Origin of the sequence: Lutibaculum baratangense AMV1, from assembly GCF_000496075.1 — a bacterium.
In the GTDB taxonomy this organism is placed as follows: domain Bacteria; phylum Pseudomonadota; class Alphaproteobacteria; order Rhizobiales; family Tepidamorphaceae; genus Lutibaculum; species Lutibaculum baratangense.
Genome location: NZ_AWXZ01000039.1, coordinates 449,581 through 465,885, shown reverse-complemented (window position 1 = coordinate 465,885; position 16,305 = coordinate 449,581). Strand labels below are relative to the sequence as shown.

The 16,305-nt window shown below is 68.7% G+C and carries 11 protein-coding genes; 4 read left to right on the top strand and 7 right to left on the bottom strand.

What is annotated here, in order from left to right; all coding sequences use genetic code 11:
- Positions 1–152: 152 nt before the first annotated feature.
- The 4 genes from N177_RS16855 to guaB form a co-directional block, all read right to left on the bottom strand.
- Positions 153–611, bottom strand: a complete 459-nt coding sequence (locus N177_RS16855; RefSeq protein WP_023433606.1) for a BA14K family protein — start codon at positions 609–611, stop codon at positions 153–155.
- 82 nt (positions 612–693) lie between these two features.
- Complete coding sequence (locus N177_RS16850) at positions 694–1,980, bottom strand: RsmB/NOP family class I SAM-dependent RNA methyltransferase (protein WP_023433605.1); 1,287 nt, start codon at positions 1,978–1,980, stop codon at positions 694–696.
- On the bottom strand, positions 1,977–2,405 hold the full coding sequence (locus N177_RS16845; RefSeq protein ID WP_023433604.1) for an MAPEG family protein: 429 nt from the start codon (positions 2,403–2,405) through the stop codon (positions 1,977–1,979). Before N177_RS16845 ends, N177_RS16850 begins: the two co-directional genes overlap by 4 nt.
- Entirely contained in the window at positions 2,402–3,910 is a 1,509-nt protein-coding gene (guaB, locus tag N177_RS16840) for an IMP dehydrogenase (protein WP_023433603.1), read from the bottom strand. The genes N177_RS16845 and guaB overlap by 4 nt, the downstream gene beginning before the upstream one ends.
- 210 nt (positions 3,911–4,120) lie before the next feature.
- Here guaB and N177_RS16835 point away from each other — a divergent pair, with 210 nt between their 5' ends.
- A complete protein-coding gene (locus N177_RS16835; protein ID WP_023433602.1) occupies positions 4,121–5,545 on the top strand; it encodes a DHA2 family efflux MFS transporter permease subunit in 1,425 nt (474 codons plus the stop codon).
- A 7-nt stretch (positions 5,546–5,552) separates the two neighbouring features.
- Here N177_RS16835 and N177_RS16830 read toward each other — a convergent pair whose 3' ends face one another.
- Positions 5,553–5,909, bottom strand: a complete 357-nt coding sequence (locus tag N177_RS16830) for an ArsR/SmtB family transcription factor (protein ID WP_023433601.1) — start codon at positions 5,907–5,909, stop codon at positions 5,553–5,555.
- 90 nt (positions 5,910–5,999) lie between these two features.
- On the opposite strand from N177_RS16830, the gene N177_RS16825 reads away from it, so the two are divergent.
- Entirely contained in the window at positions 6,000–7,076 is a 1,077-nt protein-coding gene (locus tag N177_RS16825; protein ID WP_023433600.1) for an alkene reductase, read from the top strand.
- 4 nt (positions 7,077–7,080) lie between these two features.
- Here N177_RS16825 and N177_RS16820 read toward each other — a convergent pair whose 3' ends face one another.
- Both N177_RS16820 and N177_RS16815 read right to left on the bottom strand, forming a co-directional pair.
- Entirely contained in the window at positions 7,081–7,803 is a 723-nt protein-coding gene (locus N177_RS16820) for an RlmE family RNA methyltransferase (protein WP_023433599.1), read from the bottom strand.
- The gene (locus tag N177_RS16815; RefSeq protein WP_023433598.1) at positions 7,800–8,981 is read right to left on the bottom strand and encodes a Ppx/GppA phosphatase family protein; all 1,182 of its coding nucleotides are present in this window, start codon (positions 8,979–8,981) and stop codon (positions 7,800–7,802) included. The genes N177_RS16820 and N177_RS16815 overlap by 4 nt, the downstream gene beginning before the upstream one ends.
- A gap of 435 nt (positions 8,982–9,416) precedes the next feature.
- Here N177_RS16815 and N177_RS16810 point away from each other — a divergent pair, with 435 nt between their 5' ends.
- A complete protein-coding gene (locus tag N177_RS16810) occupies positions 9,417–11,324 on the top strand; it encodes an autotransporter assembly complex protein TamA (RefSeq protein WP_023433597.1) in 1,908 nt (635 codons plus the stop codon).
- Entirely contained in the window at positions 11,324–16,228 is a 4,905-nt protein-coding gene (locus tag N177_RS16805; RefSeq protein WP_023433596.1) for a translocation/assembly module TamB domain-containing protein, read from the top strand. The genes N177_RS16810 and N177_RS16805 overlap by 1 nt, the downstream gene beginning before the upstream one ends.
- Positions 16,229–16,305: the final 77 nt, after the last annotated feature.

Genomic DNA, 16,305 nt, shown 5'->3' with positions numbered 1-16,305 from the left:
GCAGGCCTTCTTCCAAAGACAGCCTGTTAGGGCAATCGCTCAGGCTTCGCAATGGCCCCCGATCAGGACGAATGCCGGCGCAGGCGCCAAAAAGCGGAGCCCGCCCCGGCTGGGCCGGGGCGGGCTCGACGCGCTGCTACTCGTGGTGGCCTTTACCGGCAGTAGTGCCGCTGGCCGTCGTAACCCAGATAGGTGCCCGAGCCGGGATCGAACGAGCGGTACTTGCTCGAGCAATAGCGGTACCAGCCATCAGAGCCCGCGGGATAACCGCCCGCAGAGGGGATACCGGATCCGGAGGAGCGGTTCGCGCTGCTGATGGCCGCACCGGCGATCGCGCCGGCCGCGAGGCCGAAAATGGCGGCCGCAGCGTTGTCGCTGCCGCGATGGCGGCTGCGATACCAGCGATCGTAGTCGCGCTGGCTCCAGCGATGCCGGTCGCGCTGCCAGCGACGATACTCATCGTCGTGGCGGTTGCTCTTGTAGTAACGCTCTATATAGGCGTCGCGATCGCGATACCCGCCTCGGTTCTGCGCTGTGGCGGGAACCGTCGTCGTCGCCGCGATGATAGCAACGAGAGCAGCGCACGCACCGCGCTTCATGTAGAGGGACATCTGGTTTCTCCGAACACTTCCGGTGACAGCCCCCGGACACGTGTTGTTCGGCAAATGAACGTTCACGAGATCGAGGGGTTCCCTAGGCCCGCCGCTCGAGCACCGAAACATAGAAGCCATCCGTTCCCGCAACCAGTGGCGTGAGAAGGAGGCCGTGTCGAGCCGGAAGCGCAACTCCGTTCAGCGCTGGCAGCCGCTCGAGCAGGTCGGCGCGCACTCCGAAGCCCGGATGCCCTTCCAGGAAGGCTTCGATGGCACCGTCATTCTCGCTCGGCAGAACCGAACAGGTGACGTAGGCGATCCGCCCGCCGGGCCTGACGAGAGGCGCGGCGAGCGCAGCAAGCGCCTCGCGCTGGTCGCGCCGCCTGTCGTCCAGCGACTTCTCCGTCAGGCGCCATTTCGCGTCGGGGCGGCGCCGCCACGTGCCGGTGCCGCTGCAGGGCGCGTCCACCAGCACGAGGTCCATCCGCCCCTCGAGCGGTGCGAGGAGCGCCGCGTCCCCGCCGCCGATGATCTGCACGTTGCGGGCCGCCGCACGCTGCACGCGCTCGTGGATGTCGCCGAGCCTGTTGCGGTCGGCATCCCAGGCGTGGACCTGCCCCTTGCCCTGCATCGCGGCCGCCATGGCGAGCGTCTTGCCGCCGCCGCCGGCGCAGATGTCGGCCACCTGCTCGCCGGCCGTCGCGCCCGTCAGGAGCGCCGCCAGTTGGGAGCCCTCGTCCTGGATCTCGAACCAGCCCTTCTTGAAGGACATGTCCGCCTGGACGTTCGGGGCGCGCGCGGCCCCCTCGCCGGCGGCGATGCGCAACCCGACCGGCGAGTGCGGCGTCTCCTCGACCGGCAGGCGGCCGAGCGCCTTGATGACCTTCGCGCGGTCTGCCTTCAGAGTGTTCACCCGCAGGTCGATCGGCGCGCGCGCCGCGAGTGCCGCCATTTGCGGAACGAGGTCGTCGCCGAAGACGTCGCGCAGTTCCCTGTCGAGCCAGGCGGGATAGTCTCCCATGACCGCCGGCGGAGCCCCCGCCAGGTCACCGATCTCGAGCCGTGCCCGCTCCTCCTCGGACAGCGCGGCCGGGGCATGGGGGTCGCTCGTGAAGAGGCGCTCGATCTCGTCGACCTCGCTGCCCCATACGAAGCGGTGGGCGCCGATCGCCAGCGCGCGCGCCTGATCCGAGCCCATCCGCCAGGAGATCGAGCTCCTGTGCCGCAGCGCGTCGAAGACGAGGTTGCCGATGGCGGTGCGGTCGCCCGAACCCGCGAAGCGATGTGACAGGCCCCAGTCCTTGAGGGCCAGGGTCGCCGGTCGGTGCCGCGTCTCGATGTCCTGGAGAACCTCGATCGCCGCGGCGATGATACCGCCGTGCCTCATGTCATGCTCGCAATCACGATGAAGGCGGAATGGATGGCCAGAAGCCCAACCATCAGAACGCCGAACTGAAAGATGCGCGCCCTCAGACGCACGTTCTCCGACCCGATCGCGACATAGGCATGGGCGATGCGGCTCGCAACGAAGACCCAGGCGACGAGCGCGTCGAGAAGGCTCGCGGCGCCGAGCGCGACGAGCAGCAGTGCCAGCGCGTAGAACAGCACGGGCAGCTCGAACTGGTTCGCCAGGTTCTTCGTGATCCTCGCCAGCGCCGGAGGCTCGTCGCGCACCAGAACGTAAGTCGCGAGGCTCACCTCGCCACGGGCCGCGGCCGCATAGCGGCGACGGCCCATGACGAGGTAGACGACGAGCGTGAGGAGGACCTGACCCAGGAGCGCGAGAGCGAGAAGACCCGAGGCGAGGCTCACACCCGCCCCGGGTAGTTCGGCGACTCGCGGGTGATCGTCACGTCGTGCGCGTGGCTCTCGCGCAGCGAGGAGTTCGAGATGCGGATGAACTCGGCGCGCTCGTGGAAGTCCTTCAGCGTGGCGGAGCCGGTGTAGCCCATCGCCGCGCGGAGGCCCCCGACGAGCTGGTGCAGGACACTGCCGACCGGCCCGCGATAGGGCACCTGCCCCTCGACCCCTTCGGGCACGAGCTTCAGCGAGTCCTTCACCTCCTGCTGGAAGTAGCGGTCGGCCGAGCCACGCGCCATCGCGCCGACGGAGCCCATGCCTCGATAGCTCTTATAGCTCCGCCCCTGGTAGAGATAGACCTCGCCCGGGCTCTCGTCGGTGCCGGCGAAGAGCGAGCCGATCATCGCGACCTCGGCGCCGGCGGCGATCGCCTTCGCGAGGTCGCCTGAGTACTTGATGCCGCCATCCGCGATCACCGGCACGTCCGCGTCGCGCGCGGCGCCGACCGCGTCGAGGATCGCCGTCAGCTGCGGAACGCCGACGCCCGCCACGACACGCGTGGTGCAGATCGAGCCGGGGCCGATGCCGACCTTCACCGCGTCCGCGCCGACATCGATGAGTGCCTTCACTCCGTCGGCCGTCGCGACGTTGCCGGCCACCACCTGCACGGCGTTCGAGATGCGCTTGATGCGCGAGACCGATTCGAGAACGCGTGAGGAATGCCCGTGCGCAGTGTCCACCACCACGACGTCGACGCCCGCGTCGACGAGGCGCTCGGAGCGCTCGTAGCCCTGCTCGCCGACATTCGTCGCCGCGGCCACCCGCAGACGCCCCTGCTCGTCCTTGCAGGCATTCGGGTGGAGCCGCGCCTTCTCGATGTCCTTCACGGTCACGAGGCCGATGCAGCGGTACTGGTCGTCGACGACAAGCAGCTTCTCGATGCGGTGCTGGTGCAGGAGGCGCTTCGCCTCCTCCTGGTTCACCGTGTCGCGCACCGTGACGAGGTTCTCCTTCGTCATCAGCTCGGACACCGGCTGGTTCGGGTCGGTCGCGAAGCGCACGTCGCGGTTCGTCAGGACGCCGACGAGGCGCTTCTGGACGCCGCTCGCGTCCCGCTCGACGACGGGAATTCCCGAGATGCCGTTCGCCCGCATCACCGCATGGGCTTCGGACAGCGTCGCGTCGGGCGTGATCGTGACCGGATTGACGACCATTCCGGACTCGAACTTCTTGACCTGCCGCACCTCCTCGGCCTGCTGCTCGGGCTCGAGGTTGCGGTGGATGACGCCGAGACCGCCCGCCTGCGCCATCGCGATGGCGAGCCGTGCCTCGGTCACGGTGTCCATGGCGGCAGAGATGATCGGGACGCCCAGGCGGATCGTCTTCGTCAGGCGCGTGGCCGTGTCGACTTCCCCGGGCAGCACGTTCGACGCGGCCGGACGCAGGAGGACGTCGTCGAAGGTGAGCGCCATCGGCGCCCCCATCTCTTCCGATACGAAGATGTCTCGATGGGCCATGTGCCAACTCCTGAGGGGCGACCTCTCTGGGCGGCGAGAGGTTCTAGAAATGCGGGAAGGATCCCGGGACGGCGCGCGTTCGGGTTGGCGGCGGTTCATACCATTCCTTTGTGACGGCGCAAAGAGGAGCGTGCCTCCGAGCCGCGAGACGCTGCCATGCGTCCCGCAGCCTCGCCCGCCGTACCGTCTTCTGATAGCACTCGACGCGCTGTGCCGAATCGTCGCCTCGTCATCCTCATCATTGCCAGCGCCCTTTTCATGGAGAACCTCGATTCGACGGTTCTCACGACGGCGCTGCCTGCGATCGCAGCCGATTTCGGCGAAGACCCGATCCGGCTGAAGCTCGCTCTGACATCCTACCTCATCGGGCTTGCGGTGTTCATTCCGGCCAGCGGATGGCTCGCCGACCGTTTCGGAGCCCGGAACGTGTTCTCGACGGCGATCCTCGTCTTCATCACGGGATCGATACTCTGCGCCCTCTCGCAGTCCATCGGGCACATCGTGGTGGCACGCGTCATCCAGGCGCTGGGCGGCGCGATGATGGTGCCCGTCGGCCGGCTCGTCGTGCTGCGGTCGGTGCCGAAGTCGGAAATGGTCGACGCGATGGCATGGCTCGCCATCCCGGCCCTGACGGGGCCGGTCCTCGGGCCGCCGCTCGGCGGCTTCATCACGACCTACTTCTCCTGGCAGTGGATCTTCTGGATCAACGTGCCCATCGGCTGCGTCGGCCTCGTGCTCGCCCGCATCTACGTCCCGGACATCCGGGAGGAGGCGCGCCCCCGCTTCGACATCGTGGGATTTCTGCTGTCGGGCCTCGGGCTCTCCGCGATCGTCAGCGGCTCGACGACGATGGGGCTCGACGTCATCCCGCTGCCATGGGTGGCCGCGCTCCTCGCGGTCGGTGCGATTCTCATCGCCGCCTATGTCCGCCACAGCCGCCGCGTCGCCGCACCGATCCTCGACCTGTCGCTCTTCGCGGTGCCGACCTACCGGGCGGCCGTTCTCGGCGGCATGCTCTTCCGGATCGGCATCGGGGCGAGCCCGTTCCTCCTGCCTCTCATGCTGCAGATCGGCTTCGGCCTGACGCCGTTCCAGTCCGGCATGATCACCTTCGCGGGGGCGCTCGGGGCGATCGGGATGAAGCTCTGCGCCTCGAGGCTCGTGCGCCACTTCGGGTTCAGGCGGATCCTCGTCCTGAACGCTCTCCTCTGCGCCGCCTTCGTCGCCGTTCCCGCGGCCTTCAGCGAGGCGACGCCGTTTGCCCTCATCGTCGCGATCCTGCTCGTCGGTGGTTTCTTCCGCTCGCTGCAGTTCACGAGCATCAATGGCCTCGCCTTCTCGGACCTCGAGTCGCCGCGCATGAGCGGCGGCACCAGCCTCACGAGCGTGATGCAGCAGTTCTCGCTCAGTCTCGGCATCAGCGTGGCCGCCATCGTGCTCCACACGACGACGGCGGGGGAGCCGGCCTCGAGCTTCGAAGTCGCCGATTTCGCCCCCGCGTTCCTGGTCGTCGGGGCGGCCGCGGCACTTTCGGCCTTCGTGTTCGCGGCGCTGCCGGCCGCCGCGGGTGGCCAGGTGTCGGGGCACAGAGCGTGCGGTCAGGGTGCCGTCTCGGTCGCGCGCGAAAGGCCGTGATGAGCGCTCAGGCGCCCTCCTTCGCGTTCCGCTCGCGGTGAGCGAGCGAGAGAACGGTGGAAACGAGGTCCGGATAGATCTCGTCGACTTCGTCGCGCCGTCTCACGAAGCACCGCGTCCCCTCGTGTCGCGTGACGATCAGGCCGGCCTCGCGCAGCACCTTCATGTGATGGCTCAGCGTCGACTTCGCGACCGGCTCGCAGAAGTCGCCCCAGGCGCGCTCCTCGCCGTCGGAGAGGGCGCACATGATGGACAGGCGCACGGGATCGCTCAGCGCCGCGAGAACGTCGCCGAGCCGAACCTGCTCAAGGCACGGATGTCCGCATTGCCTCGCCAGTGTCGCCTCCCTATGGTCGATGATCAACGAACATCGAACTTTCTGTCCTCAGCCATGTTCGCCCGTCTCGGGCCGCAAGGCAAAGGCCGCTGACGAACACATCCGATGGAGACGTAGATGGCTACGCTGTTTGATCCGATAAAGGTCGGGGAGCTCGAACTCGGGAACCGCATCCTGATGGCGCCGCTCACCCGGTGCCGCGCCGATGCGGGCCGGGTGCCGAGCGACCTTCAGGTCGAGTACTACCGCCAGCGCGCCGGGGCCGGGCTGATCCTCAGCGAGGCGACCTCCGTCGACCCGATGGGCGTCGGCTATCCCGATACGCCCGGGATCTGGTCCGACGAGCAGGTCGCCGGCTGGCGCAGGGTGACGGACGCGGTGCACGAAGAGGGCGGCCTCATCATGCTGCAGCTCTGGCATGTCGGGCGCATCTCCGACCCCGTCTACCTCGACGGTGCCCTTCCCGTCGCTCCGAGCGCGCTGCGCCCGGAAGGCTCGGTCAGCCTCGTGCGGCCGAAGAAGGACTATGTGACGCCCCGCGCGCTCGAAGCCTCCGAGATCCCTGCCGTCGTCGAGGCCTATCGCAGGGGAGCCGAGAACGCGAAGCGGGCGGGCTTCGACGGCGTCGAGATCCACGGGGCGAACGGCTATCTGATCGACCAGTTCCTGCAGGACCGCTCGAACATCCGCACCGACCGTTATGGCGGCTCGCTGGAGAACCGCGCGCGCTTCATGCTCGAGGTGACGGACGCCGTGCTCTCCGTCTGGTCGCCGGGCCGGGTCGGCATGCATCTCGCCCCGCGCGGCGACAGCCATACGATGGGCGACAGCGATCTTGCCAGGACCTTCGGCTACGTGGCGGAGGAACTCGGCCGGCGCGGCCTCGCCTTCCTGTGCTCGCGCGAGCACAGGGGCGACGACTGGCTGACCCCTAAGCTGAAGAGAGCCTTCGGCGGCGCCTACATCGCGAATGAGGCGTTCGACTTCGAAAGCGCCGCCGAGCTTGTTGCCAGTGGCGACGCCGACGCCGTCGCGTTCGGCAAGGCCTTCATCGCGAACCCGGACCTGCCGCGCCGCTTCGAGCTCGGTGCACCCCTCAACGAGTGGGACGCCTCGACCTTCTACGCCTCCGGGCCCGAGGGTTACATCGACTACCCTACCCTAGAGCAAGCCAACGCACAGGCTGCCGAGTAGGCCCTCAGGCCTCGGCGCCCGGCCCTTCGGCTCCCCCGTCCTCGCCGCCGCCGCGAAAGCCGGTGGCGAGGACGTAGAGCTCGGACGAGTCGGCGCGGCTCGCCTTCGGCTTCACGTGCTTCACCACCGCGAAGTCGCGCTTCATCTGCGCCAGCAGCTCGTTCTGCGTTCCGCCCTGCAGCACCTTCGCCAGGAAGGAACCCCCGGGCTTCAGAACCTGGCGCGCGAAGTCGAGCGCCGCCTCGCAGAGCGCCATGATCTTCAGGTGGTCGGTGGTCTTGTGCCCCGTCGCGTGCGGCGCCATGTCCGACAGCACGTGGTCCACCCGCCCGCCGAGCAGCGCCTCGAGGCGCGCAGGTGCATCCGGCGACAGGAAGTCCATCTGCATGAACTCGACGCCGGGAATCTCCGCGACCTCCTGAATGTCGATGCCGACCACCCTTCCCTGCCCCTCTCGCGACTTCACGCGTTCGGCCGCCACCTGGCTCCAGCCGCCCGGCGCGGAACCGAGGTCGAGCGCGGACTGGCCGGGCTTCAGGAGGTGCTGCTGGTCATCGATCTCGATCAGCTTGTAGGCGGCACGGGAACGATAGCCCTCCGCCTTCGCCTTCGAGACATACGGATCGTTCAGCTGCCGCTGCAGCCACCGTGTCGACGAGGTCTTGCGGCCGCGCGCCGTGCGCACGCGCACCTTGAGCCGCCCTTCGCGGCCCCGATTGTCGCTCATGCCGGCTGCTGCCTGCGCCGGCCGCGCCGCGCCCGCCGCCCGCGGCTGTTGCGCCACACGCCGTCGCGCGCCATCAGCGACATGAGGATTCCCTCTCGCAAGCCGCGGTCGGCCACGCGGATGCGCCGACACGGCCATTCCCGCCTGATCGCCTCGAAGATCGCGCAACCCGCGAGCACGAGGTCGGCCCGATCGGGGCCGATGCACGGGTTCTTCACCCGCTCCTCGAACGTCATGCCGAGCAGCCGCTCGGTCACCGCGACCACGTCGTCGCCGCGCATCCACGTCCCGTCGACCTTGCGCCGGTCGTAGCGGTCGAGCGCGAGATGCACGCCGCAGATCGTGGTGACGGTGCCGGAGGTGCCGAGCAGGTGGACGTCGCCCTCTGCGAGTGCCTTCACCATGATCTCGCGTGCCTCGAAACGTTCCAGCGTCTCGCGCACATGCGACACCATCTCCTCGAAGTCCTCGGGACCGACGGCCACGCCGCCGAACTTCTCTGCGAGCGTGACGACGCCGAGCGGCATCGACGTCCAGGCCGCGACGCGCTTCTGCAGGCCGAGGGGGCCGGGCCAGCACTGCCCGTCGAAATCCAACCAGACGAGCTCCGTCGAGCCGCCGCCGATGTCGAACACGATCGCACCGCGCGCCGCCGGATCGACGAGGCTCGCACAGCCGGCAACCGCCAGCCTCGCCTCCGTCTCACGGTCGACGACTTCGAGCTTCAGCCCGGTCTCCCGCTGGACCCTGTCGATGAACTCCATGCCGTTCGCCGCGCGGCGGCAGGCTTCGGTCGCGATCAGGCGCGAGCGCGTGACGCCGCGCGAGATCAACTTGTCGCGGCAAACCTTAAGCGCCTCGATGGCCCGGGACTGGGCGGCATCGCCGAGCGCGCTCCTCCGGTCGAGATCCTCGCCAAGTCTCACGATCCGGGAAAATGCGTCGACCACTCGGAAAGACCGGCGCGTCGGCTGCGCCACGAGCAGCCGGCAGTTGTTCGTGCCCAGGTCGAGCGCGGCGTACAGCGAATCGCTCGCCGGCTCGTCGCCCGTTCTCCGCGCCGGGCGCGCCTGTCGCAGCGGCGCCGTCTCCGCCACAGGGCGAACGACGCCGCACTCGTTTCCGGTGCCCGATACGAGCAGTTCGGCCACGGGCGCGCCGTCAAAAAGTTCGTTCACAACACTCGCGTCCCGTAAGGCGGCGATCATGATCGAAGTCCGGACCGCCGCAGGAAAATTCAGTCGGGAGCAGCTTAACAACGCTGCGCGAAACACGCAAAGGACCGCTGCAGACGGGAGCTGGTCGGCTCTCGATCCTCCGGCCTCACCGCAACGTGACGCCACGCCCGGATCGCTCGGGCGGCGGCGCCTCGGGGGACGGCATTGGCGGCATCTGGGCCGAAGCGAGGTCCAGCCGGCGTGCGCGGGATGCGACGAGCTATGTCCTGAAGGCTACACCCTCCCGCCAAACCTCCCGGCAAACGCCCCTGCTTCGTTGGCTTCCAATAGCTTAACCAATAGGGTGCACCCTCGACGGGCGGCGGACAGGTGACGAGACGGCGATCAAGTATGGTGTTTGAGCGGTCAGGACCCATCCGGAGGGGCTTCGCGTGCTTGCTCGCCACGGCTGCGATCGCGCTTCCCATGGCGGCGCCCTCTCATGCCTTCGAGCTTTTCGGCATGCGGTTCTTCGGCCGGGACGCCGAGGATCCCGAGCTGACCGCGGACGCCCAGCCCTACGAGATCGACTTCCGCGTCGCGGGCGACGACGACGATCTCGAGGAGACCCTGCAGAACGCGTCCCAGCTTTACCGGGAGCGCGAGGACGTGCCACTCAGCCCCGCCGCGCTGATCGGCAGGGCCCGTGGCGACTACGCTCGCCTCGTCGGCGCCCTCTACGGCGAGGGCCGCTACGGCCCGGTCATCGACATCACGATCGACGGCCGGCCCGCAGAGACGATTCCCGCCGATGCGCAGTTCGGGGAGACGGCGCGGGTGGTCGTGACGGTCGATCCGGGACCCCAGTTCCGTTTCGGCAATGTGCGGATCCAGGGTGAGCCTGGCCCCATTCCCGACGACAACGACGTTCCGGAGACGCCGGCCGAGCTTGGTCTCGTTCCCGGCAACGAGGCGCGCTCGAGTCTCGTTCTGCAGAGCGAGGGGGTGCTGGTCTCGCGGTGGCGCGAGCTCGGCCACCCGAAGGCCGCCATCGCACGCAGGGACGCCGTCGCGCGCCACGAGAGCGACACGCTCGACGTGGGCATCGACGTCGATCCCGGCCCGTTCGCCGTCTACGGCCCGGTCAGCGTGACGGGGACGCAGCGAATGAACCCCGACTTCGTCGCGCGGCAGACGGGGATCCGGCCGGGCGAGCCCTTCGATCCCGACGATCTCGAGCTTGCTCGCAAGCAGCTTCGGCGCCTCGAAGTGTTCCAGGCGCTGCAGATTGTCGAGGCCGAGGAAGTCACGCCGGACGGAACGCTGCCGCTGACAGTGCAGGTCGCCGAACGCCCCTTGCGCGTCTATGGGTTCGGCGGGACCTATTCGACGCTCGACGGAGCGGGGGTCCAAGCCTACTGGCAGCACCGCAACCTGTTCGGACAGGCGGAGAGGCTGCGCGTGGAAGGCAGCGTCGGCCGCCTGGGCTCGAACGGCTACGAGGATCTCGAATACCGGGCGGGCGTCACCTTCGTGAAGCCGGGCGTCATCACCCCGTTCACGGACCTGACCGCACGGGTGCTCGCCGAGCAGGAGCGCCCGGAGAGCTACCTCTCGCGGCGCGCCGCCGCGCAGATCGGCCTGGCGCACCGGTTCTCCGACGAGCTGAGCGGCAACGCCATGCTGAACGTCGAGCGCTCGCGCACCGAGGATCCGCTGGGCGAGCGTGACTTCTTCCTCGTCAGCCTGCCCTCCGAACTCACCTACGACACGCGTGACGACGAGCTGAACCCCACCGAGGGGATCCGGGCCTCCCTGAAGGCCGAGCCGCTCTACGAGTTCGAGTTCGAGAATGTCGCGCTCATCACCAACGCCAGGATCTCGACCTACTACTCGATCGACGCCGAGGACCGCTTCATCCTCGCGGGCCGCATCGGGGTCGGCTCGATCGTTGGCGCGGCGCGCGACGAGCTGCCGGCCGACCGGCTATTCTTCGCGGGAGGCGGCGGGTCGATCCGTGGCTATGGCTATCGCAACGTCGGCCCGCGGCTGCCCGAGGGCACCTTCGTGAACGGCGTCAACGTGAGCAATCAGGTTATCGGCGGGCGATCCTACGTGGATGGCTCCATCGAGCTGCGCGCGAAAGTGACGGACAAGATCGGCGTCGTCGCCTTCGCCGACGCCGGCAACGCCTTCCTGGAAAGCTACCCCTCCTTCGAGGAGGACCTGAAGGTCGGGGTAGGCGTCGGCTTGCGGTACTTCACGGCATTGGGGCCGCTTCGCGTCGACGTCGCGCTTCCCCTCGACCCCGGACCGGGCGATCCGGATTTCGGCATCTATGTTGGATTGGGACAGGCATTCTGATGGTGCGCTACGTCCTCGGTTTCGTGTTTCTGGGCCTGGCGATCCTCGTCGGCTGGCAGACCATCGCCGACGCACAGGAGGAGAATGAGAGGTCGCGCTTCGTTCGCTTCGTCGAGCGGCAGATCTCCACTCCCGACCGCCAGATCCGCCTCGGAGCCATCGACGGCGCCCTCTCCTCGGACGTCACGATCTCGTCCATCACCATCGCCGACCGCGAGGGCGTCTGGCTGACCATCGAGAACGCGCATCTCGTCTGGAGCCGGCTGGCGCTGCTGCGCGGGCGACTGGACATCGACCTTCTCGAGGCCGATAGGATCGAGATCGCGCGCACTCCGAACGCCCCCGAGGAAGAGATCCCGGAGGAGGCGCAGTTCGAGATCCCCGAGCTGCCGGTCGGCGTCGACATCGACGAGATGAACGTCCCGCGGATCGACATCGCCGCGGGCGTCATCGGTCCTGCCGTTTCGCTCTCCGTCACTGGCGAATTGCACCTCAACGACGGATCGCTCGACTCGAACCTTGAGATCGAGCGCCTCGACGAGCCCGGCAGTCTCGTGCTCGAAGCGAGCTTCTCGAACGAGACGCGGGTGCTCGGCCTCAACCTGCGCCTGTCGGAGCCGGAGAACGGCGTCGTCGCGAACGCGCTCAACATTCCAGATCGCCCCGCCCTCTCCTTCTCGATCGAAGGCACCGGACCGCTCGACGCCTTCGAGGCGGACATCTCCCTCTCCGCGAACGACGAGCAGCTGGTCGACGGCACCGCGACCATCTCCCAGACGGGCGCCGGCCTGCGCTTCGTGGCGGACGTGGACGGCAACCTGCAGCCCCTCGTGCCGCCGCTCTACCAGGACCTCGTCCAGGGCGGCTCGAACCTCGCGATCGATGTCACGCGTGCGGACAGCGGCGCGATCAGCGTGCGGCGCGCAGAGATCACCTCGGGCGTCGCCAGCGTGCAGGCCACGGCGGAGGTCGCGGCCGACGGCTTCCCGACCGCGCTCGACGCCGACGTTCGGCTCGGCTCGGATGAAGGCAACCCCGTTGCGCTTCCCGGCGGTGGCGGCGAGGCGACGGTGCAGAGCGGGACGATCAGCATCACGCTGGGCGGCGATGTCGAGAACACATGGGTGGCGCGCTTCGACCTCAACCAGCTGAACACACCCCTCCTCTCCGCGGAACGCGCGCAGATCATGGGGAGCGGGCTCGCTGCCAACATGGCGGACGCCGAGAACCGGCGCATCACCTTCGAAGTGTCGGGCTCGGCCACAGGCCTCACTTCGAACGACCGAGACGTGGCGCGCGCGCTCGGCGGAGAGATCACCCTCTCCTCGCGCGGCAACTGGTCGTCCGGCCAGCCGGTCGACGTGCAGGTTGCCCGCATCGAGAACCCGAACGCGAACGCGAGCTTCGAGGGTCGCATCGACGGCGACGGCCTGCGGGGCGACTATGCGCTGCAGGCGCAGAATCTCGGGCTCTTCTCCGGGCTCGTCGGACAAGATCTCGGCGGGGCGGTCGACGTCACGGCCAGCGGGCTGGTCGGCCTCTCCGGCGCGGAGCTTGACCTGACCCTTCAAGGGCGCGGGACGAACCTCGAACTCGGCATCCCCGCACTCGACGGGCTCTTCGCCGGGGAGACCTCCCTGGAGGGCGGCATCGCGCGCTCCGACACCGGCTTCCGTTTCGAGGAACTGAGGCTTTCGAACCCGCAGGTGGAAGCTCGCGTCCATGGCGCATATGGGAGCGAAGCCGCCAATCTGGTCGCCACGGTGGAGGTCGACGATATCGCCGCCCTGAGCGATCGCGCCTCGGGCTCCGTCTCCGTCGAGGCGATGCTGACCGGGAACGCCGAGCGTCCGGAGATCGCCGCCTCGGTCAACAGCGATCGCCTCGTGCTGAACGGCAAGCCGCTGACGGGTCTCGATGCGACGTTCGAGGGCGCCCTCACGGAGGGCACCTACCTGAACGGCGATCTTGCGGTCTCGGCCAGCCTCGATGGCGTGCCGGTCGAGGCGCAAGCCGGGATCGCCAGCCTCGAGGACGGCAGCCGCGTGCTCCAGGACCTGACGGCGCGTGCCGGCAGGGCGACGGCGAGCGGCAACCTGACCCTGCGGCCCGACGGGCTCTACGAGGGCGCGATCTCCCTCGACGCGCCCGATCTCGCCACGATAGCGCCGCTCTTCCTGGCCGACGCTTCGGGGTCCCTTCAGGCGGACGTCAACCTGTCGGTCGTCGGCGAGGAACAGTCCGCCGCCATCGAGGCGAGCGCGAACAGGCTGCGATTCAACACGATCGAGGTGGGCTCGGCCTCGGTCGATCTGACCGGGTCGAACCTCTTTCAGGCTCCGATGCTCGAGGGCGAGGCGACCGCGTCGGCCGTCCGGGTGGGTGGCTACGTTCTCGACAGCCTGCAGGCCACGGCCACACGTTCGGGTGACACGACGAGCTTCGACGTCACGGCAGATCTCGCGGAAGGCGCCCTGGCGGCGAGCGGCACGCTCGCCCCCGTCGAGAGCGGCTTCGACGTCGTTCTGTCGACGCTACGCCTCTCGCATCAGGACATCGTCGCGAGCCTGCGCTCGGAGGCTCGCGTCGCCATCCGCGATGGCGAGATCGCCATCGAGAGCGCGGATCTCGGCATCGGCGGCGGGGGAGTGACGCTCGCGGGGACGATAGGCGACGAGCTTGATCTGTCGGCGGTCGTACAGGCGCTGCCGCTGTCGCTCGCCAATGCCTTCGTGCCCGACCTCGCTCTCGGCGGCGAGGTCTCCGGAAGGCTCGAGGCGACGGGCACGACGGCATCTCCCGTGGCCGATTTCCAGCTGACCGGCCGCGGCATCACCGCGGCTCCGCTGCGCGACGCCGGCATCAGCGCCCTCTCGATCGAGACGGCCGGCCAGTTCCGTGACGGCACGGTGGAGCTGACGCTCGACACGAATGTCGGCGGCGGCACCGTGAACGTGGAGGGCAGCATCGGCGAGACCCTCGACGTGACGGCGCGAATAAATGGCCTGCCGGTCGCGATCGCCAACGCCTTCGTGCCCGATCTCGGCCTCGGCGGGTCGCTGAGCGGCACGGCGCGCGCGACGGGATCGCTCGACAACCCGGATGGCACGTTCGACGCGACGATCGTCGGCCTGACGGCTGACGTCCTGCGGCAGGCGAATGCCGGGCCGCTCAGCCTCACGGCCAATGGCCGCGTATCGGGCCGCACCCTCACGCTCGAGACGGCCCGGCTGCAGGGCGGCGGCATCTCGGCGACGGCCCAGGGCACCGTCCCACTCGAGGGGCAGGGCCTGAACGTCCGGGTCGAGTTGCAGAACCTGCCGCTGGCGATCGCCAACGCCTTTGCGCCGGACCTTGGTCTCCGGGGTAGCCTGACCGGCACGGCGACCGCCACGGGCTCGATCGACAATCCCGCCGCCGCGTTCAACGTCAGGGGCCAGGGCCTGTCGGCGACACCCCTGCGAGAGGCCGGCATCGCCGCCGTCAGCGTCGCGGTCGACGGGCGGTTCGAGAACCAGACGGTCATCCTGCAGTCCGCGTCGGCCGAGGGCAGCGGAGTGACCCTTCGCGCTCAGGGGCGCGTGCCGCTGAGCGGCGAGGGATTGGATGTCGCTGTGCAGGGCAATATCCCCCTCACGCTGAGTGACCAGCTTCTCGCCGAGCGTGGTGCCCGCCTGTCCGGAGCGATCGCCGTCGACGCGCGCGTCGTCGGATCCATCCAGGCGCCGCGCTTCTCGGGCAGCCTCACGGCAGACGGCGTCAGCTTCATCGATCCCGATTCGGGCCTGAGGCTGACGAATGGCCGGCTGCGCGCGTCGCTGACCGGCGAGCAGGCGGTGATTGACGAGTTGTCCGCGTCGCTCGGCAATGGACGCGTCTCCGTCACCGGGACCATCGGCATCGATCCGGCGAGCTCCTTCCCCGCCGATCTTCGCATCACTCTGCGCGATGCCCGCTACGAGGATCCGCAGCTCATCGCGGCCACCCTCACGGGCGATCTGACGCTGCAGGGTCCGCTCCTCGGCGAACCGACGCTCGCGGGCGTCGTGACGATCGACAGAGCCGAGATCACGGTGCCGGAGAGGTTCGGCGGCTCGACGGCCTTGATCGACGTTCGGCACGTGAACACGCCCGCCGACGTCCTGAACACCCTGCAGAAGGCGGACCTCCTCGGGGGTGACGAGCCCCGCGCCACCCGAGGCAACCAGCCCGGCGGCATCCTCCTCGACCTGACGATCAACGCGCCCAACCAGATCTTCGTGCGCGGGCGCGGCCTCGACGCCGAGCTCGGCGGCAGCGTGCGGCTGACCGGGCCCGTCTCGAATATCAGCCCTGTCGGCTCGTTCGAGATGATCCGCGGCCGCATAGACATACTCGGCCAGCGGATCACCTTCGATCGCGGCCTCGTCACGCTCTATGGCGATCTCGACCCCTATCTCGACTTCGTCGCGACGACCGAGACCGACACCGTCACCATCACGCTCAGCGTGCAGGGCCGCGCTTCGGACCCCGACATCACCTTCTCGTCTAACCCGGACCTCCCGCAGGACGAAGTTCTGGCGCAGCTTCTCTTCGGCCGGTCGATCAACGACCTGTCGGCGCTCCAGATCGCCCAACTCGCCTCCGCTGCGGCGCAGCTCGCGGGCGGCGGCGGGCCGAGCATCCTTCAGCAGCTGCGCGCGACAACCGGTCTCGACGACCTCGACATCGTCACGCAAGAGGGCGGAGGCGCCGCCGTCCAGGCGGGACGCTATATCGACGAGAATATCTATCTCGGCGTGACCGCGGGCGAGGAGGAGAGCGGCGTCTCCGTCAATCTCGACATCACGGGTAACCTCAAGATCCGCGGAGAGGCGACGACCCGCGACTCCAGCATCGGCCTGTTCTACGAGCGGGAGTACTGACCGCCGTCCGTGGCGCCCGGAGCCCCCGCTCCGCCCGAACCCTTGGTCCAGTCGCGCATTCTCCACTGCGAGAACCG

Excerpts from the sequence above, each read along its gene's own strand:
- N177_RS16855 (WP_023433606.1), bottom strand. The coding sequence starts at position 611 with ATGTCCCTCTACATGAAGCGCGGTGCGTGCGCTGCTCTCGTTGCTATC.
- N177_RS16850 (WP_023433605.1), bottom strand. The coding sequence starts at position 1,980 with ATGAGGCACGGCGGTATCATCGCCGCGGCGATCGAGGTTCTCCAGGAC.
- guaB (WP_023433603.1), bottom strand. The coding sequence starts at position 3,910 with ATGGCCCATCGAGACATCTTCGTATCGGAAGAGATGGGGGCGCCGATG.
- N177_RS16825 (WP_023433600.1), top strand. The coding sequence starts at position 6,000 with ATGGCTACGCTGTTTGATCCGATAAAGGTCGGGGAGCTCGAACTCGGG.
- N177_RS16820 (WP_023433599.1), bottom strand. The coding sequence starts at position 7,803 with ATGAGCGACAATCGGGGCCGCGAAGGGCGGCTCAAGGTGCGCGTGCGC.
- N177_RS16805 (WP_023433596.1), top strand. The coding sequence starts at position 11,324 with ATGGTGCGCTACGTCCTCGGTTTCGTGTTTCTGGGCCTGGCGATCCTC.